This window comes from Paraburkholderia sp. USG1, from assembly GCF_031570135.1.
GTDB classification, from domain to species: Bacteria; Pseudomonadota; Gammaproteobacteria; order Burkholderiales; family Burkholderiaceae; genus Paraburkholderia; species Paraburkholderia dioscoreae.
In genome coordinates, this window is record NZ_JAMWXW010000022.1 from 37,599 (window position 1) to 55,179 (window position 17,581).

Here is a 17,581-nt window from a genome sequence, read left to right on the forward strand (position 1 = left end):
AGGGAGAACGCTTGTGAATGTAGCTGACCTTACCGGATTGGCGCTCGACTATTGGGTCGCCCGCAGCCTGCACGACTTCGTGCGCGAAATCCACTTTACCGATGGCGGCGAAACTGTCTCGATTCGCGGCAACGACCGTGGTCGTCCGTGGGACGGCCGGTTTACGCCGTCCACGTCATGGGAGGCTGCGGCGGCAGTGCTGGAGCGCGCGCAGCGCCTGGAAGTGCGCGAGCGCACCCACCAGGGTTCGGCGCACTGCATCGCGGAATTCGAAGGCGGACACCGAACCGTGGAAGGGCGGGGCGACTCCTTGCGGGTCGCGCTGCTGCGGGCGTTCGTCGAAAGCCGTTTTGGCGATACCGTGGACGACGTGTTGCATGAAGCGCAGGCGCTGACGGGCGACCGGGCGCAACCGATCGGCGAGCGGGAGATCGCCGGTGATCAGGCGGCGGTAAGTTCGTTCGGAGATGTGCCCCGGCCGGATGGGCAGATCGGGGATATTCAGTCGCCGCCACGCTGATGGCTTGTGCCGTGTCGGCGCCCGGCCTTCAGCAGAGGAGCTGTGAGGCAGGAAGGGCGGGACAAAAACGCACGGGATAAAAACAAAGGGCCTTCCGATCGGAAGGCCCTTCATAGGTGGTGCGGCTGGCAGGATTCGAACCCACGACCCCTTGGTTCGTAGCCAAGTACTCTATCCAACTGAGCTACAGCCGCACGCTAAACGGGTGATACACACTGCAGTGAAACTGGGGCAAAACGTGAGGGCCTCCCCGGAGGGAGGCCCTCGAATAAGTGGTGCGGCTGGCAGGATTCGAACCCACGACCCCTTGGTTCGTAGCCAAGTACTCTATCCAACTGAGCTACAGCCGCACGCAGAAACGAGATTATAGCAAAGGTTTTGAAAAAAGGAAGCGCGTAGGTGCGATTTGTCTCATAGTCGTGATCGTGTACCCTTGATAGGCAGTCGCTTGCTGCAGTTACCGGATCATCATGAACAAGGCCTTTGTCAAAGAGTCGAGCGAAGAGAATGACGACGACCTCGACGTCGCCCAGCCGGACATTCCCGCTGGCACGAAAAACTACATCACGCCCGCCGGCTACCGGCGTATGCGCGATGAACTGCTGCATCTGATTGACGTGGAGCGGCCGGAAGTGGTCAAGCTGGTGTCGTGGGCCGCCTCCAACGGCGATCGCTCTGAAAATGGTGATTACATCTACGGCAAACGCCGCTTGCGCGAGATCGACCGGCGCATCCGCTTTCTCACCAAACGCCTCGATCTCGCCGAAATCGTCGACAGCAGCAAACAGGAGAACGTCGATCAGGTTTTTTTCGGCGCAACCGTCGAGTACGCGACCGAAGACGGCGAAGTGCATACCGTGACGATTGTCGGCATCGACGAGGTGGATCTGGATATCGCGCACGTGAGTTGGATTTCGCCGATTGCGCGTGCGCTGCTCAAGGCGAAAATCGGCGATACGGTCACGTTGTATACCCCGGCCGGCCCGCAGCCGATCGACATACTGGACGTCAAATATCCGTCGCCTGAAGCCGGCAGTTAGGCCGCTCGACACCGCACGACGTGGCAAAAAAAAGGCGCCGCGAACGGCGCCTTCGAGACTGCGGGTACGTCAGGCAGCTTTAGAAGCGGTGACGCAGACCTGCGGTCACAGCGACCTGCTTGTTGTTGCCCGAAGCGGCCAGACCGTTGATGTCGGCATCCACGACGGCGTTGTCGTTGACTTGCTGATACTCCCCTTGCAGATACACATCGGTACGCTTGGACAGCGCATATGCGGTTTGCAGATTGAACTGATTCCAGTGCGGACGCGTGCCAGCCAGGCTTGCACGGGTGTACGTATACGAACCGGCAATGCTGACCGCCGGCGTGAGTGCATAGCGGGCGTTCGCTTCAAAGTTCTGGAAGTGAGCGCTGTTGTTGGCGAAGCCGATACCGCCGGTTTGACCGGATGCACCCGCGCCGATACCAGCCAGGCTCGACAGGTTCGTTTGCGAATACACGAGGCCAACCGTTGCCGGGCCGAACGCGTAGTTCGCGCCGGCGCCCCACGTTTGCTGACGGCCGGCAAAGAACGTGTTGTCGCTCGACACCGCGCCACCCGAATTGAACGCCGCAGCCGCGCCGGTTGCGCCGTTGCTGTTCAGTTGCAGGTAAGCGGCGGCGAGGTTCAGGCCACCCCAGTTGTACGACGCGCCCGCGCTATATGCGCGGTTGTTCGCGAAGCCGTCGGCCTGGTTCGAGAAGCCATACAACGCGCCGAACTTGAAGCCGCCGTAGTTCACGCTCTGGTACTTGACCGAGTTGTTGACGCGGAACGAGTTGTTCAGGTTGTCATTGTCGAACGGGTGCGCGAACTGCGTGCCGCCGTATTGCGTGCCGGTCAGGGCCAGCGGGCCGACATAGTCGACCATGCTGTCGTATTGACGGCCAAGGGTGACGGAGCCGAACTGGTCGCTCGTCAGACCCACGAAAGCTTGACGGCCGAATTCGCGGCCGCCTTGCTTGAGCGTGCCGTCATTGATGCCGAAGCCGTTTTCCAACGTGAAGATGGCCTTCAGTCCGCCGCCCAGATCTTCAGAACCGCGCAGACCCCAACGGCTGCCGTTCACCGAGCCGCTCGTTTCCTGCCAGTTGCTATGACCGTGCTGGTTGTTCGTATAGGTGATGCCGGCGTCGATCAAGCCGTACAGCGTGACGCTGCTTTGGGCATGTGCCGCCGTTGCGAAAACGCCCGTAAGGGCCGCGACCATGAGTGTCTTTTTCATCTTGTAACTCCGAGAGCGAGAGTGGGCATTAAACCCAGGCTTAGGAGACCTTCACGCGGGGCGCTGCGAGAGGCGTAATCCGAGTGAGAAGCGCGCTGAACAAATCGCGCCGGTTTCCGGTTAGGCAGAGTGTAGAGAGACACTCTGCAAAGTGGACGTTCCGATTTTCGCAATAAAGTATTACGCGTTCGGAAACGATATGCGAATGCCGCTTAAGCCTTATAAACAAAGGCTTTTGGCAGTTTTGCGGAGATTGGAAAGGTGCAGTGGTGATCTTGCGTTGCTGATTTGCGACACTAATCGATGCAAAAAAACAACGCAATAAAACGTAATAGAGGATTGTTGTTGTTGCCGCAATAGATGATTGTAATTTGTGTGAATAATCGAAATGAGCGGAGCCGCTATACTAAAAGCTCTGCTTTCCGAAGCAGACTTTTTCGTTGACGAAAAAGATCTCCAAACCTTTGTCGGCGCGACTTTTCAGTCGCGCTTTTTTTTCGTCTGGCGGTCGGCCGACAATTGGCGAATACGTCAGTGCGCGGGTGCCGCGCCGTCCGCTTCGTTCCAGTTCTCTACTACGGAGACGCTCCAGTCTTCCATCACGTAGCGGCGCGCGTCCATCGGGCACGACAGCAGGTTCTGCCAGTGATCCCCATGCCACATGGGATCGAATTCGAATGCGGAGGGCGTTTCTGCGCGCGCCGCGGATGGGCCGGAAGCCGTATCAGTATGCGAGTGGGTCAGCCAGGCGACGAGACGGCGGATTTCGTTGAACAGCATGACAATCTCCTGAAGCGTTACTACAAACTGCTGACTTCAATCATCGCGGCATGGATGCGATGCAGCAAGTCGGACAAACACTTACTGAAAACATCTTTTGTTACATATCCTCCTTTAATATGCTGAAAATTTTCCCGCTCAGATCCATGTTTCGCCAACGATTAAGTAATATTGACTTGCGGGTTATTCGGCTACCGCTGAATAATGCATCGGGAATTCTTTTGGGACCATATCGGTTCACGCGCTAAGCGCATCTCCAGAATTCACTTGACGGTATTTCTTTGTTCCCCGTATAACGGCAATTCCAAATGTCACCTCGCAGATCCCGTTGCGCAGACTGGTGATATTCGGTTCGAGGGCAATGCCCGATTTTGATAATTCATCGAGGGAAACTGAAAAAATGGAAACCGGTATCGTCAAATGGTTCAACGATGCTAAGGGCTTTGGCTTCATCACATCGGATTCGGGCGGCGAAGATCTGTTCGCGCACTTTTCGGAGATTCGCGCCGACGGCTTCAAATCGCTGAAGGAAAACCAGCGCGTCTCGTTTGACGTCAAGGCGGGCCCGAAGGGCAAGCAGGCGGCGAACATCCAGCCGCTGTAATAGCAGTCAATGCTGCGCGGGCAGTGCCGGGCAGCGGAACGCGCGAAAGCCTTCGCAAAACGCGAGGGCTTTTTTATGCCAGTGTTATTCGACCGCGAAAGATTGTTTTAACTATCTGGTTCGGAATGATTTGAACGGGTGCAGACACTCGCTAAAAACCATCCTGCATGATTTAGATATTGGCCTGCCGCTGAGAAGCATAACGATCCGTTGTTTCAAGCTCACCGTTTGCTCGCGCGAAAACGGGGTTGCCGCGCCCTGGTGAGGCCGCTGTTATACATGCTGTTCGGGTACGCGGCGGCCAACTGGTGCATACTTGCCGCAAAGCCACGCGTCCAAAGTATTCTTTTCCATGTCTGAACAGTTTTTACCCGAACCGGCCCTGGATGGTCCGATTGTTTTCGTCGACCTTGAAACGACTGGTGGCTCGACTGCCGAGCATCGCATCACCGAGGTCGGGGTGGTCGAAGTTGGACCGGCCGGTGTGTCGCGCTGGAGCAGTCTGGTCGACCCTCAGCAACCCATTCCCTCCTTCATCCAGCAACTCACCGGCATCACGAACGCGATGGTGCGGGGCGCACCGACTTTCGAGGCCATCGCTCCCGCTCTTTTCGAGCGTCTGAACGGCAAGCTGTTCGTGGCGCATAACGCTAGTTTCGATCGCGGCTTTCTGCGCGGCGAGTTTCGCCGGGTGGGACTGGCGTTCGATCCCGACGTGTTGTGCACCGTGCGTTTGTCGCGCGCGCTGTTCCCGGCGGAAAAACGCCACGGTCTCGACGCTTTGGTGGAACGTCATACGCTCGTGCCATCCGATCGTCACCGCGCGCTCGCCGACGCCGACCTGATCTGGCAGTTCTGGCAGCGTCTGCACGGCCTTGTGCCGCTCGACGTACTGCGCGCGCAGATCGAGCGCACCACGCGGCGGTACCGGCTTGCCGGCGACATCACGGAAGATCTGCTCGACACCGCGCCTGCGGGCTGTGGCGTGTATGCATTCTATGGAGAGCAGGACTTGCCTCTGTATGTCGGGCGAAGCGTGCGCGTGCGTCAGAGGCTGCGTTCACATTTGACCGGCGAGCGGCGCTCGTCCAAAGATATCCGGCTTGCGCAACAGGTGCGGCGTGTCGAGTGGCGGGCAACCGGCGGCGAATTGGGCGCGATGCTCGCGGAGGCACAGTGGATCGCGACGCTGCGCCCTGGCCATAACCGGGTGCCGCGTGTGGCGAAGAGCGATCCGGCGGACGCGCCCTGGCCGTTCGAGGGACCGATCGTATTCGAGGAGCGCGAGGAAGCCTCGCAGGCTCGCGCGTTTCATGTCGTCGACCGTTGGCGCTACGTGGGCCATGCGGCGTCGCTCGCGGAGGCTGCTGAGTTGCATGCGTCGAGCGCCGCGGGAGCATTCGAATTGTCGACGTATCGCATTTTGCAGAGCCATCTTGCCCGGGGCCTGCGGGTGATGCCGTTGAGCATGTCGAGCGGAACGGCCGTGGCCAATGTGGCTTGATGAAGTCCAACTGCTTGGGATTTAGCGGCGTTGTTTCCAGCCGCTCAATTTCTAGCCGATAACCCGCCGTTCAACGCAGCCCAACGCGCGCATTCAGCCTTCGCGGCGGACTGCCCGCGTCAGGCTTAGTGCTTCATGCCGACCCAATCAGCCGGTCGCACCCACGCCACCCGTTTCGCACACGTGCCCAAGCGCGCGCGTCAACGCGCTCGAACGAAGCGAATCGTAGCGGGTCAGCGATTTCCAGTTCGCGAGCGATTGCGCGACGCGCGACGGACAATCCGGAGCGGCACGGAGCGGCTGCACGCGTGCGAGGCCAGCCACGAGCGATTGCGTCAACCGGTCCAACTGCGGTCTTGTGCTGGTCGCAAGATCGGGCGCGGATCCTTGCGGCGCCTGTGTGCTGCGCCAGGTGGCGAACAGCGCGTTTTGCACGTCCTTGCTCGCATCGATCTGATCCTGGAAGAAGGCGCGGGCGAATGCCGGGTCGACATTCCCCGCAGCAGCGCGCTTTTCGACATCGGCGAGAAGCGCGTTCTCGCGCGGCGTGTCGGTGATGTCCTGGTGGTTGGCCCACTTCCAGCGCGCCACCGGTTCCGCGAGCGCGAGACGCTGCGAAGCCAGCGCAATCAGATTGGTGAGGGCGGTATCGTCACCATCCGCGATAGCGGGAGCCGGCGTGAAAGCGAGGGTAGCGAAGAGCGCGAGCGCGCATGACGCGCCGAAGCGGTACGAACGTTTCATGGAGGTGGCAGTGGCCGGGCGGCCGCGGAAGAAAAACCAGAAGAATAGACGATGCGCCGATCATGCGGCATCTTCGTTTTCACCACGGGAAGCGAAGGGGGCGCGGAAACCCCCCAGACCGGCCTCTTGAGAGCGTGCAGAAACATACGCCGGCAGCACGGTCCGGCGTTGTGCAATTCAGACCAACTTACCCCGTGTCGCGAATCGGTTCGAACACGAAAATCTGGGCGCGTGCCAACATGCGCCGCGTGCCGGACGCGCAGACGCCGATGCTGCATCGCGCAACTGGATAGTTACTTCGAATCGCACGACTTGCGTTGTTCGTCGAAAAAGGCACGAACATGCTCAGGCAGTTCGGCACCCAGAAACTCGACGCCAGCGGGTTCCGGATCCGGGCAAAAGACTTTATCCGGGGTCGGAACTTTCGGTGGTTTGGCATCCATGATCTTTCTCCTTTACAAACCGATTATCTGCCTCGGTCCCCGTTTTGCACCAGAGCCTGATGCGGGTCATAGGTTGTTTGTTGCTTTAACGGCACAGGCCAACAATGGAACGGAATGTTTGAATAGAATTTATCGGTTGCCTGTTCCTGCGCTTTTCGCCAGTCAAAGCAGTCCGATATTTCTTCCCGTGTTGTTCCGAGCCTTGTCCTGCGGGTCATTCAGCACGTCGCCCTCTGCTCGTGCACACCACCAATCTTATCGGCTTAATATCAGCCAATCCGCGTGGATTTTGTGCGCTGCCGCATCGGCAGGATTTTCTTCTTAAAGGGGCGAACGTTCGTTAATTACCGACCATTTCAGTCCGGGCATTCAGCCCTCATTGTTTCGTAAACGATCGGTCCGCGGGATTCGTTGACGAGGAAAACACTTTTCCTGATTCGTGTGTGAATAAATCGGCCCACCGCTGCGTCGCGAACGGTGGGCCTTTTGCTGGTCGTCATCTTTTAGCTGCAGGCGCCCGGGATTTTCGCTGGCGCGGAATGGGCCACTGGTTTGTCGGTTACTTCGATCTGCCCGTGGATCCGCGGCGAAGACTGACCGTCCGCAAACGTAAACGTGCAGTAGAGGAACGGGCGAGCCGGTTCCGACACGGCGTCGAGCCGCCCGATCAGTTCGACGTGCGCACGCTTTCTCCCTTCGCCATCACGCTACGAGCTGTTGCCGCAGATACCCGGCGGTGCGGCTTTCCTTCGCATGCGCGACCTCGGCGGGTGTGCCGCTCGCCACGATGTTGCCGCCGGCGTCTCCGGCGCCGGGGCCGACGTCGATGACCCAGTCGCTTTGCGCGGCCACTCGCATGTCGTGCTCGACCACCACCACCGTATTGCCGGCATCCACGAGTCCCTGGAGCTGCACCATGAGCCGGTCGACGTCGGCGGGATGCAGGCCGGTGGTCGGTTCGTCGAGGATATACAGCGTCTCGCCGCGTTGCGCGCGCTGCAGTTCGGTGGCGAGTTTGATGCGCTGGGCTTCGCCCCCGGACAGCTCGGTGGCCGGCTGGCCGAGCCGCAGATAGCCGAGGCCGATGTCGCGGAGCACTTTCAACGCGCGCATCACGCTGGCTTCGTCGGCGAAGAATTCGCAGGCGGCGTCGACGGTCAGGCCGAGCACCTCGGCAATGTTTTTATCGCGCCATGTGATTTCCAGCGTCTGCGGGTTGTAGCGCGTGCCGTGACACGTCGAGCAGGGCGCGTAGACGCTCGGCAAAAACAGCAGTTCGACGCTGACAAAACCCTCGCCTTCGCAAGTCGGGCAACGGCCTTGCGCCACGTTGAACGAAAAGCGGCCCGCGCCGTAGCGGCGCTTGCGGGCGAGCGGCGTGTCGGCGAACAGCTTGCGCACATGGTCGAACAGGCCCGTGTACGTCGCGAGGTTGGAGCGCGGCGTGCGGCCGATCGGTTTCTGATCGACGCGCACGAGCCGCCGCACGGCATCCATGCCTTCGGCGATATGGCCGCCGGTCGGCGCGGTCGCGGCGGCGAGCAACGGGTCTTGCTCGTCGTCGTCGGGGTTTTCGAAAGCGCGACCGAGGTGGCTTGCAACCAACTCGGGCAGTGCCTGGCTCACGAGGCTCGATTTTCCCGAGCCCGACACACCGGTGACGGCAGTCAGACAGCCGAGCGGAAACGCCGCGTCCAGCCCGTGCAGGTTGTTGCGCGTGATCCCGGCGAGCCGCAGCCAGCCGGCAGGTTCACGCGGCGTGCGGTCGACGGGTGCGGGCGGCGCGAACAGATGCCGGCGCGTTTGCGACGCCTCAACCTTCGCGAGTCCTGCGGGCGGCCCGCTATAGACCACATGGCCGCCGGCTTCGCCCGCCGCCGGACCGACGTCGACCAGCCAGTCGGCGCGCCGCATCATCTGCAAATCGTGTTCGACGACAAACAGCGAATTGCCCGCCGCCTTCAATCCCTGCAGTGCGCTGAAGAGCGCCTCGCCGTCGGCGGGATGCAGACCCGCCGACGGCTCATCGAGCACGTACACGACGCCGAACAGCTGCGACGACAACTGCGTGGCGAGTCGCAGGCGCTGCAATTCGCCAGACGACAGCGTGGGCGTACTGCGCTCCAGCGCGAGATAACCCAGGCCCAGATCGACCAGCGTCGTCAGCCGTTCGAGCAGTTCGGCTGCGATGCGTTGCGCGGCGACGCGCTTTTCCTCGGACAGGTTGGGCGTGCGCCGCACGTCCGGCGAGGCCTTGTGCGCGGAGCCGCCTGATGCGACCCGTTTGTCGACGGCATCGCGCATGGCGCTTCTGCTGAGCACGCTGCCTTTGCCGGCGGTTTTGCCGGCGCCGGTGCCGGAATTCGCGTCAGCCGTTTCCGGCCATTCACCGCGAGCGATCGGCTCGAGCATCGCGGCAAGTCTGGCGAGCGGCAACTGCGAAAACTCGCCGATATCGAGTCCGGCGAACTTCACCGAGAGCGCTTCTTTCTTGAGCCGCTTGCCGTGACAGGCCGGGCAGACGCTGCCGATCATGAACTGCGACACGCGTTTTTTCATCAGCGCGCTTTGGGTGTTGGCGAAGGTGTGCAGCACGTAGCGCCGCGCGCCGGTGAAAGTGCCCTGATAGCTCGGCTCGTCCTTGCGCTTGAGCGCAGCGCGGGTTTCCTTCGGCGTAAGGCCGGCGTAGACGGGAGCGGTTGGCTGTTCGTCCGTGAAGAGAATCCAGTCGCGGTCTTTTTTCGGCAAGTCGCGCCACGGCGTATCGACGTCGTAGCCGAGTGTGACCAGAATGTCGCGCAGATTCTGTCCGTGCCATGCGGGCGGCCATGCGGCGATCGCGCGCTCGCGAATGGTCAACGAGTCGTCGGGCACCATCGATCTTTCGGTGACTTCATACACGCGACCGAGTCCGTGGCAAGTCGGACAGGCGCCTTGCACCGTGTTCGGCGAGAAATCTTCGGCGAACAGCATGGGCTGCTTCGGCGGATAGTCGCCGGTGCGCGAATACAGCATGCGCACGAGGCTCGACAGCGTTGTCACGCTGCCCACCGAGGAGCGCGCGCTCGGCGTGCCGCGTTGCTGCTGCAAGGCGACCGCGGGCGGCAGGCCTTCAATTGCGTCGACTTCAGGCACGCCGACCTGGTCGATCAGGCGCCTCGCATACGGTGCGACCGATTCGAAATAGCGCCGCTGCGCCTCCGCGTACAGCGTGCCGAATGCCAGCGACGATTTGCCCGAGCCGGACACGCCGGTGAACACGACCAGCGCGTCACGCGGAATCTGCACGTCGATGTTTTTCAGATTGTGTTCACGCGCGCCGCGCACGCGCACGAAGCCGGTGAATGTGTTTGCGCCAGGTGCGGACGGTGTCGAGCGAGGCTTGTTGCGGATGGCGTCCATATCGATGAATAGCGAATAAGCGTGGCCGCGCGATGCGGAAGAACGCTTGTGAGGTTGCACGGAACATGCCCGATGAAATGGCGATGATGCCAGTGAAGGTGAGGTCAGCGCGCACGATGCGTGCAATCCGCGCGGAACCCTTCAACCAGGAGTCACCGCCTATCATTGAAGCAGCTATCTGCGGCCGAGAGTGCGGTGGATAACGGACGCGCCGCCATAGGCGCGGAAGATGGCAGTCTTCGCCCTTCAGAGAGTTGCGCCATGGAAAACGCTGTGTACTGGAAAGGTCATCAGGTCGGAATCGAGTGCGCCGGCCGGATTTTGTGGTTTTCTTCGGCACCGCAGGAAGCGGTCGCGGCTTACGGCACTCAGCGGATGGAACCGACGCGTGTGGAAAAGCGCGCGGAAGATACGGTCGTGGCGCGTAACCTTTTTGTCACGGCGCAATTCGACCGGCGGGGGTCGGGTGGGTGAGACGGCGCTGTTGTTTGCTTTCGCCTTTCGCAGCAGTGCTCGCAGAATCAGGAAAGCAGACCTAAAAACAAAAAGCCCAGTCGCAATGACTGGGCTTTTTGCTTGAATCTTTTGGTGCCGGAAAGAGGAATCGAACCCCCGACCTTCGCATTACGAATGCGCTGCTCTACCGTCTGAGCTATTCCGGCATCAGGAGAAACGAGATTATAGGGACTTCTTTATGAGCTTGGCAAGCCCCTGAACTCACTTTTTTGTTTCGAGATGGTAGCGGGTAACGCGGTCGACCTCGTTCTTCGAGCCGAGGAATACGGCCACGCGCTCATGCAGGCTTTTCGGCTGGATGTCCAGAATGCGCTTCTCGCCATTGGTCGCGGCGCCGCCTGCCTGCTCGACGATAAAGGCCATCGGATTGGCTTCGTACATCAGGCGCAGCTTGCCCGGTTTGTCCGGCGTACGCTTGTCGGCCGGATACATGAAGATGCCGCCGCGATTCAGAATGCGGTGCACGTCCGCCACCATCGACGCGATCCAGCGCATGTTGAAGTCGCTTTGGCGCGAACCTTCCTTGCCGTCCTTCAACTCGCCGATGTATTGCTGAACCGGCGGATACCAGTGACGCTCGTTCGAAGCGTTGATCGCATATTCACGCGTTTCGACCGGAATGCGCATGTCGCTTTGCGTGAGCACCCACGAGCCGAGTTCGCGATCGAGCGTGAAGCAGTTCACGCCGTTGCCGGTGGTCAGCACCAGCACGGTTTGCGGACCATATACCGCATAACCTGCGGCAACCTGCTGCGTGCCTGGTTGCAGGAACGACTGTTCGGTAGGCTGCTGGCCGTCCGGGCAGCGCAACACGGAGAAGATGGTGCCGATCGAAACATTGACGTCGATGTTCGACGAGCCGTCGAGCGGATCGAACACGAGCAGGTATTCGCCCTTCGGATAGTTCGCCGGGATCGGGAAGAACTGTTCCATTTCCTCGGACGCCATGCCTGCGAGGTTGCCGCCCCATTCATTCGCTTCGAGCAGGATTTCGTTCGACAGGATGTCGAGCTTCTTCTGCACTTCGCCTTGAACGTTCTCGCTGCCCGCCGTGCCGAGCGCGTCGCCCAGCGCGCCCTTGCTGACGTGGTAGCTGATCGCCTTGCACGCACGCGCGACGACTTCGATCAAAAGGCGCAGGTCGGCCGGCAGATTGTTGGTCTCGCGCTGCTGCTCGATCAGGTACTTCGTGAGAGTGGTACGACGTTGCAAAGCCATTGCTGTACTCCGGGAGGCTTGAGGAATATTCGGATTTTAACCGTTCGTTGTGTCGGCTCCGTGCTTTTGCGTGGGAACCGTGTACGGCAACGCCGCCGGACACACCCGCCGGACACACCGATACGCGGCGGAATTCAGGTTTTGCGGCGTGCCTTGCCGGCCGTGATCTTGCCGCTCACGCTCGCCGCGAGCGCTGCGGCCCGCGCGTGGTCGCTCGAAACCTTCGGCAGTTTCGGGCGCTCCGCCTTCGGCATGGGTTCGATTTCACGTTCGATCTGTGCGCCGGCGGCCGCCGTGGCGACGCGCAGATCGTAAGCGATCTGCAGGTTGAGCCAGAACTGCGCGCTCGCGCCGAAGTAGCGCTCGAGTCGCAGCGCGGTGTCCGCCGAGACGGCGCGCTTGCCGCGCACGACGTCGTTGATGCGCGGCGCCGGCACGCGCAGTGCGAGCGCGAGCGCATTGACGGACATGCCGAGCGGTTCGAGAAACTCGCTGCGCAGAATCTCGCCCGGATGGATTTCCGGGATGCTGTTGCCGGAGTCGATGCCCGAGAAATCGATGCTGTCCAGATCGGAGCGTTTGATGACCATGCCGGTCTCCCAATAATCAGTGATAGTCGACAATCTCGACATTCAGTGCCTCCCCGTCGACGAAATGAAAACCGATGCGCCATTGCGCATTGATCCTGATACTCCATTGCCCGCTGCGCTGGCTTTGCAACGCTTCCAGCCGGTTGCCCGGCGGCGCGTGCAGATCGCAAACGGACTCTGCGGCGTCGATCAGCAGCAGCTTGCGGTGCGCGAGCGTTTGCATGTGAAGCGGCAGTGAGTACACGAACCTGCCTTGAAAAATTCTCGCCGTAGTTTTGTCGCCGAATGTCGTGATCATGGGATGATATAACGCTGTGCGTTAAACGTAAACCGTTAAATGAATGCGTTTACTTTCACCCCGCCGGCGCGAGCCGACCAGTCGTCCAGATGGCCGGCGTTGTAGCCGCTCGCCGCCGGCCCGGCGAGCACAAGGCGAAAAAAAGCCGGCAACGCGTGCCGGCTTTCGATGCGACAACAGTGCTCAGGCGGATCTCACGCCAACGCTTTCTCCACGATCTCGCGCACGTCGCGCGATTTGACCTGCGAAGCCACTTTCTCCAGTGCCGCGCGCATGCCGTCGCGCAGCGCCGGCGTGAAGCGGCGCCACAATTCCAGCGAGCGGGCGAGGCGGGCGGCCACTTGCGGATTGATGGCGTCGAGCGCGATCACCTGGTCGGCCCAGAACGCGTAGCCCGAGCCGTCTTCGGCATGGAATTGCGCCGGGTTCGCCGCGCAGAAGCTGAAAATCAGCGAGCGCGCGCGGTTCGGGTTCTTCAGATTGAAGGCCGGGTGCGCCATCAGCTTGCGCACGACGTCGATCACCGGACGCTGCGCGCTGCCGCGCTGCGTGGCCTGCAAGGCAAACCACTTGTCGATCACGAGCGGTTCCTTTTCGAAGCGCCGGTAGAAGTCGTCCAGCGCCTGCTGCGCCTCGGCGCTGCCGCCGTTGGCCGCCGACGCATTGAGCAACGCGGACAGTGCCGCCGAGCGGTCGGTCATGTTGTTCGCCGCATCGTATTGCGCGGACGCGAGACGCACGGCCTCTGCCGGATCGTCCAGTTCGGCGAGATACGACAGCGCGAGATTCTTCAGCGCGCGATGACCGGACGCTTCAGGCGTGGCTTCGTACGCCCCCGGCGTGCGATGCTGCTCGTACACGTTGAGCCAGTCGCCCCTGAGCGCATTGGCAAGACGCTTGCGCACGAACTGCCGCGCGGCGTGCACGGCCGCCGGATTCGATTCGGCCATCTGCTCGGCCAGATACGCTTCCGAAGGAAGCATCAACGCGAGTTCGCGGAACGCAGGCGAGAGCGTTTCGTCGGTCAGCACGCGTGCGAACGCGGCGACCACGGAATCGTCGAGCTGCAGCGGCACACCCGTGGCGGCGCGCCCGGCGAGCGTGAGCAGCTCGCGGGTGGCGAGCCGTTGGCCGGCTTCCCAGCGGTTGAACGGGTCGCGGTCGTGGGCAAGCAGGAATGCCAGCTGTTCCGCCGAATAGTCGTATTCGACGATCACCGGCGCCGAGAAATTGCGCAGCAGCGAAGGCAACGGCTCTTGCGCCACGTTGACGAACGTGAAGGTCTGTTCGGTCTGCGTGAATTCGAGCACGCGCGTGGTCGCCTTGCCGGCCTGCGCTTCGCCTTCCAGTTGCAGCGGCAGGTCGCGACCGTCCTTGCCGATCAAGCCGATCGCAAACGGAATCAGCAGCGGACCCTTTTGCGTTTCGCGCGCGGCCGGTGCGGCTTCGCCATAGCCTTGCGTGAGCGTCACGCTGTAGCGTTGCTGCGCGGCGTCGTACTGCGTGCGCACGGACACCCGCGGCGTGCCGGCCTGGCTATACCAGCGCTCGAATTGCGCAAGATCGCGGCCGTTCGCGTCGGCGAGCGCATGACGGAAATCGTCGCAGGTCACGGCCTGGCCGTCGTGGCGCTTGAAGTACAGGTCCATGCCCTTGCGGAAGCCGTCGCGGCCGAACAGCGTCTGATACATCCGCACGACTTCCGAGCCTTTCTCGTAGACGGTCATCGTGTAGAAGTTGTTGATCTCGACGTAGCTTTCCGGGCGCACAGGATGCGCCATCGGACCCGCGTCTTCGGCGAACTGCATCTGGCGCAGCACGCGCACGTCCTCGATGCGCTTGGTGGCGCGCGCGGCTTCGTCGGTCGCGCCGCCGGCCATGTCGGCCGAGAACTCCTGATCGCGGAATACCGTCAGGCCTTCTTTCAGGCTCAACTGGAACCAGTCGCGGCACGTCACGCGATTGCCGGTCCAGTTGTGGAAATACTCGTGGCCGACCACGGCCTCGATGTTCGCGAAGTCGGTGTCGGTTGCCGTTTCGGGATTCGCCAGCACGTACTTCGTGTTGAAGATGTTGAGCCCCTTGTTCTCCATCGCGCCCATGTTGAAGTCGCTTACGGCGACGATCATGAAGCGGTCCAGATCGAGTTCGAGCCCGAAGCGTTCCTCGTCCCAGCGGATCGAATGAATCAGCGAGTCCATTGCGTGACGGGTCTTGTCCAGGTCGTGCGGCTCGACCCACACCTGCAGCAGCTTTTCCTTGCCCGAGCCGCTCTTTACGCGTTCTTCCAGCGCGACCAGCTTGCCGGCGACCAGCGCGAACAGGTAGCTCGGCTTGCGGAACGGATCCTCCCAGCGCGCGAAGTGGCGGCCGTCAGGCAAATCGCCTTCTTCGAGCAGGTTGCCGTTCGACAGCAGCACCGGATAATCCGCCTTGCTGGCGCGCAGCGTGACCGTGAAGGTCGCCATCACGTCCGGGCGGTCGAGGAAGTAAGTGATGCGGCGAAAGCCCTCGGCCTCGCACTGCGTGAAGAAGTTGCCGCCCGACACGTAGAGACCCGACAGCGTGGTGTTCGCAGCCGGATTACAGATGCTCGTGAGCGTCAGTTCGAACTGATCCGGCACGTTGTCGAGCAGCAGGCCGTGGTCGTGCGCGTGAGCATTGGCGAACGGCTGGCCGTCGACCTCGGCGCCCACGAACTCCAACTGTTCGCCCATCAGTTCCAGATGCGCGGCACGCGCGGCTTCCGGATTGCGGCGCACGCGCATCGTGTTGCGGACAACCGTGCGTTCAGGAACCAGATCGAACTCCAGCGCGACGGTGTCGATCAGAAAGGCGGGCGGCGCGTAGTCGGCGCGGCGAATCACATTGGGCGTTGCGGTATCGGCCATGGCGTTCTGTAGTGTTGGAACTCGAGTCGGCGCGCGCGCTTCTGACGCACGAGCCGGGCATGTCGAACCATTGTACAAAGCCTCGGCGAATCGTGCGGGGCGAACTTTTTACCGAATTTGCCAGTCAGCGTATTATCGGGCGCCCGCCTGGTACAAAAGCCTGCACGCCGGCCGGGCCGGTCATGACGGACAATACAGAGACATTGAGAGGCTTCACGAGGTAGACCATGAAAATCGATCGATGGACCCGCCGCGCCACGCTGCTGCTAGCCGGGCTGGCGGTGCTGCTTTCCGGCTGTACGACCTACGTCACCACGCAGGTCACGGCCTTCTCAGACTGGAGCGGTAGCGACGCCACCCGCACCTATGCGTTCACGCGGGCGGCGGACCAGCAGAGCAATCTCGAGCTCAGCACCTACGAGCGTTTTGTCGCGAACGAACTCGCCACGCATTCTTTCCGCCAGGTCGACAACGCGCAGGCACGCTATCTGGTCGGACTCTCGTACGGAATCCGTTCGGACATGGTGACGGTCTCGGAGCCGGTGTATTACAACCCGTGGCCGGCGCCATATTGGGGCTGGGGCCGGCCGTTCGATCCGTGGGGGCCGTGGGGTGGCTTCCCCGCCACGTACGTGAACCAGAGCTATCCGATCTTCACGCATCTGTTGGGCATACGGATCACCGAGCGGGCAACCGGCAAGGAGGTCTACAACGTGACGGCGCGCAATTCGGGCGGCGAATCGTCGCTGGTCCGGGCCATGCCGTATCTGGCGCGTAGCGCGCTGGCTGATTTCCCGCTCGGTAACGGCGTGGTCCACACCGTGAAGATTCCGGTCGACAAGAACGGCGGGGCATCGAACGAAATAGCCGCTACCGGCGCCGCGCCTGCCGCTGCGCCGGCACCGGCCTCCGGTGCGAAAGTCGTTCAGTAGGTCACGCGCGACTGGCGGCGCGCTCTAACGCGCTCGCCGGCAGCAAAGAAGACGAGCGGCCCGGCAATCATTCTTGCCGGGCCGCCTGTTTTGCTGATACCGGATCGAGCCCGAAGAAGCACCACGGCGCCCGAATCAATCGCCGCGCGAGCGGACCCGCAAGCGAGCCGCGCCGCGCACGGCGGCCAGATGCTGACCACGCGCTGCCTGAGTGCTGAGTGACTCAGCGGACCCGGCCGCTAATTCCTTGCCGTGGCGCCTTGCGCTACCCGCCCGATCTGCTGGCCGACATTCGCCTAAACGCCCACACCGAACAGCGCCATCGTCCCGAGAATGACAAACATCACCGCCGCGATGCCATGCACGAGCTTGGTCGGCAGTCGATGAGCGAAACGGTCGCCGAGCAGGATCGCAGGCACATTGGCGATCATCATGCCGAGCGTGGTGCCCGCCACCACGCCGAAGAAATCGTGGAAACGCGCGGCGAGGGCCACCGTGGCGATCTGCGTCTTGTCGCCCATTTCCGCGAGAAAGAACGTCACCACGGTCGCGCCGAATACGCCGAAGTGCGTGCGGCTGGTATTGGCCTCTTCGTCGTCGAGTTTGTCTGGAACGAGAATCCACAGCCCCATGCCGATGAACGATGCCGCCAATGCCCAACGCATGATGGTCGGCGTGAGCAGCGAGCCGAGCCACGCGCCGAGCGCGCCCGCGCAGGCGTGATTCACGAGCGTGGCGGCGAGCACGCCCAGAATGATCGGCAGCGGCTTGCGGTAGCGGGCCGCGAGGACGAGCGAAAGCAATTGCGTCTTGTCGCCGATCTCGGCGAGCGCGACCGCTCCGGTCGAAATGAGAAAAGCGTGATCCACGGTGT

General features: G+C 61.8%; 16 protein-coding genes and 3 tRNA genes. 6 read left to right on the forward strand and 13 right to left on the reverse strand.

What is annotated here, in order from left to right; all coding sequences use genetic code 11:
* The first annotated feature begins 13 nt into the window (after window positions 1-13).
* Window positions 14-520, forward strand: a complete 507-nt coding sequence (locus NE850_RS26130) for a phage protein NinX family protein (protein WP_007180808.1) — start codon at window positions 14-16, stop codon at window positions 518-520.
* Window positions 521-637: 117 nt separating this feature from the next.
* On the opposite strand, the gene NE850_RS26135 is transcribed toward NE850_RS26130, so the two are convergent.
* Together NE850_RS26135 and NE850_RS26140 are read right to left on the reverse strand one after the other, a co-directional pair.
* A tRNA-Arg gene (locus NE850_RS26135) sits at window positions 638-714 on the reverse strand.
* Window positions 715-793: 79 nt separating this feature from the next.
* A tRNA-Arg gene (locus NE850_RS26140) sits at window positions 794-870 on the reverse strand.
* A gap of 120 nt (window positions 871-990) precedes the next feature.
* Here NE850_RS26140 and greB point away from each other — a divergent pair.
* Window positions 991-1,560 carry a transcription elongation factor GreB gene (greB, locus tag NE850_RS26145; RefSeq protein WP_007180809.1) on the forward strand — a complete coding sequence of 190 codons (570 nt, stop codon included), beginning with the start codon at window positions 991-993 and terminating at the stop codon, window positions 1,558-1,560.
* Between the two features lie 79 nt (window positions 1,561-1,639).
* Here the strand turns inward: greB and NE850_RS26150 are convergent, their stop codons facing one another.
* Both NE850_RS26150 and NE850_RS26155 read right to left on the reverse strand, forming a co-directional pair.
* A complete protein-coding gene (locus NE850_RS26150) occupies window positions 1,640-2,785 on the reverse strand; it encodes a porin (protein WP_007180810.1) in 1,146 nt (381 codons plus the stop codon).
* Between the two features lie 531 nt (window positions 2,786-3,316).
* Complete coding sequence (locus tag NE850_RS26155; RefSeq protein WP_007180811.1) at window positions 3,317-3,565, reverse strand: hypothetical protein; 249 nt, start codon at window positions 3,563-3,565, stop codon at window positions 3,317-3,319.
* A 400-nt stretch (window positions 3,566-3,965) separates the two neighbouring features.
* Here NE850_RS26155 and NE850_RS26160 point away from each other — a divergent pair, with 400 nt between their 5' ends.
* Entirely contained in the window at window positions 3,966-4,169 is a 204-nt protein-coding gene (locus NE850_RS26160) for a cold-shock protein (RefSeq protein ID WP_007180812.1), read from the forward strand.
* A gap of 352 nt (window positions 4,170-4,521) precedes the next feature.
* Window positions 4,522-5,673 carry an exonuclease domain-containing protein gene (locus tag NE850_RS26165; protein ID WP_310699599.1) on the forward strand — a complete coding sequence of 384 codons (1,152 nt, stop codon included), beginning with the start codon at window positions 4,522-4,524 and terminating at the stop codon, window positions 5,671-5,673.
* Window positions 5,674-5,820: 147 nt separating this feature from the next.
* Here NE850_RS26165 and NE850_RS26170 read toward each other — a convergent pair whose 3' ends face one another.
* The 3 genes from NE850_RS26170 to NE850_RS26180 all read right to left on the reverse strand — a co-directional run bounded on the left by NE850_RS26170 (window position 5,821) and on the right by NE850_RS26180 (window position 10,262).
* Window positions 5,821-6,417 (reverse strand): chorismate mutase, encoded by a 597-nt coding sequence (locus tag NE850_RS26170; RefSeq protein WP_007180814.1) that lies wholly within the window; start codon window positions 6,415-6,417, stop codon window positions 5,821-5,823.
* A 293-nt stretch (window positions 6,418-6,710) separates the two neighbouring features.
* Window positions 6,711-6,860 (reverse strand): hypothetical protein, encoded by a 150-nt coding sequence (locus NE850_RS26175; protein WP_007180815.1) that lies wholly within the window; start codon window positions 6,858-6,860, stop codon window positions 6,711-6,713.
* A gap of 702 nt (window positions 6,861-7,562) precedes the next feature.
* Window positions 7,563-10,262 carry an excinuclease ABC subunit UvrA gene (locus NE850_RS26180; RefSeq protein WP_007180816.1) on the reverse strand — a complete coding sequence of 900 codons (2,700 nt, stop codon included), beginning with the start codon at window positions 10,260-10,262 and terminating at the stop codon, window positions 7,563-7,565.
* A 165-nt stretch (window positions 10,263-10,427) separates the two neighbouring features.
* Between NE850_RS26180 and NE850_RS26185 the strand changes: the two genes are divergently transcribed.
* Window positions 10,428-10,736, forward strand: a complete 309-nt coding sequence (locus NE850_RS26185) for a hypothetical protein (RefSeq protein ID WP_232064204.1) — start codon at window positions 10,428-10,430, stop codon at window positions 10,734-10,736.
* Window positions 10,737-10,848: 112 nt separating this feature from the next.
* Here NE850_RS26185 and NE850_RS26190 read toward each other — a convergent pair.
* The 5 genes from NE850_RS26190 to pepN form a co-directional block, all read right to left on the reverse strand.
* Window positions 10,849-10,924, reverse strand: a tRNA-Thr gene (locus tag NE850_RS26190).
* A gap of 55 nt (window positions 10,925-10,979) precedes the next feature.
* Window positions 10,980-11,996, reverse strand: coding sequence for a class 1 fructose-bisphosphatase (locus NE850_RS26195; protein WP_007180818.1), 1,017 nt, complete (start codon window positions 11,994-11,996; stop codon window positions 10,980-10,982).
* Between the two features lie 134 nt (window positions 11,997-12,130).
* Window positions 12,131-12,586 (reverse strand): HigA family addiction module antitoxin, encoded by a 456-nt coding sequence (locus NE850_RS26200; RefSeq protein ID WP_035517940.1) that lies wholly within the window; start codon window positions 12,584-12,586, stop codon window positions 12,131-12,133.
* 16 nt (window positions 12,587-12,602) lie between these two features.
* A complete protein-coding gene (locus tag NE850_RS26205) occupies window positions 12,603-12,884 on the reverse strand; it encodes a type II toxin-antitoxin system RelE/ParE family toxin (RefSeq protein WP_310699600.1) in 282 nt (93 codons plus the stop codon).
* 194 nt (window positions 12,885-13,078) lie between these two features.
* Window positions 13,079-15,775: an aminopeptidase N gene (gene pepN / locus NE850_RS26210; protein WP_310699601.1), complete on the reverse strand. Its 2,697-nt coding sequence runs from the start codon at window positions 15,773-15,775 to the stop codon at window positions 13,079-13,081.
* Between the two features lie 227 nt (window positions 15,776-16,002).
* Here pepN and NE850_RS26215 point away from each other — a divergent pair, with 227 nt between their 5' ends.
* Complete coding sequence (locus NE850_RS26215) at window positions 16,003-16,707, forward strand: DUF4136 domain-containing protein (protein ID WP_007180822.1); 705 nt, start codon at window positions 16,003-16,005, stop codon at window positions 16,705-16,707.
* Window positions 16,708-17,003: 296 nt separating this feature from the next.
* On the opposite strand, the gene NE850_RS26220 is transcribed toward NE850_RS26215, so the two are convergent.
* On the reverse strand, window positions 17,004-17,576 hold the full coding sequence (locus NE850_RS26220) for a TMEM165/GDT1 family protein (protein ID WP_095418493.1): 573 nt from the start codon (window positions 17,574-17,576) through the stop codon (window positions 17,004-17,006).
* Window positions 17,577-17,581: the final 5 nt, after the last annotated feature.

Bases quoted from the DNA above. Each gene is read 5' to 3' on its own strand.
- NE850_RS26215 (WP_007180822.1), top strand. From the start codon at position 16,003: ATGAAAATCGATCGATGGACCCGCCGCGCCACGCTGCTGCTAGCCGGG.
- NE850_RS26150 (WP_007180810.1), bottom strand. From the start codon at position 2,785: ATGAAAAAGACACTCATGGTCGCGGCCCTTACGGGCGTTTTCGCAACG.
- NE850_RS26155 (WP_007180811.1), bottom strand. From the start codon at position 3,565: ATGCTGTTCAACGAAATCCGCCGTCTCGTCGCCTGGCTGACCCACTCG.
- NE850_RS26200 (WP_035517940.1), bottom strand. From the start codon at position 12,586: ATGGTCATCAAACGCTCCGATCTGGACAGCATCGATTTCTCGGGCATC.
- NE850_RS26160 (WP_007180812.1), top strand. From the start codon at position 3,966: ATGGAAACCGGTATCGTCAAATGGTTCAACGATGCTAAGGGCTTTGGC.
- pepN (WP_310699601.1), bottom strand. From the start codon at position 15,775: ATGGCCGATACCGCAACGCCCAATGTGATTCGCCGCGCCGACTACGCG.
- NE850_RS26175 (WP_007180815.1), bottom strand. From the start codon at position 6,860: ATGGATGCCAAACCACCGAAAGTTCCGACCCCGGATAAAGTCTTTTGC.
- NE850_RS26180 (WP_007180816.1), bottom strand. From the start codon at position 10,262: ATGGACGCCATCCGCAACAAGCCTCGCTCGACACCGTCCGCACCTGGC.
- NE850_RS26170 (WP_007180814.1), bottom strand. From the start codon at position 6,417: ATGAAACGTTCGTACCGCTTCGGCGCGTCATGCGCGCTCGCGCTCTTC.
- NE850_RS26195 (WP_007180818.1), bottom strand. From the start codon at position 11,996: ATGGCTTTGCAACGTCGTACCACTCTCACGAAGTACCTGATCGAGCAG.
- NE850_RS26205 (WP_310699600.1), bottom strand. From the start codon at position 12,884: ATGATCACGACATTCGGCGACAAAACTACGGCGAGAATTTTTCAAGGC.
- greB (WP_007180809.1), top strand. From the start codon at position 991: ATGAACAAGGCCTTTGTCAAAGAGTCGAGCGAAGAGAATGACGACGAC.
- NE850_RS26165 (WP_310699599.1), top strand. From the start codon at position 4,522: ATGTCTGAACAGTTTTTACCCGAACCGGCCCTGGATGGTCCGATTGTT.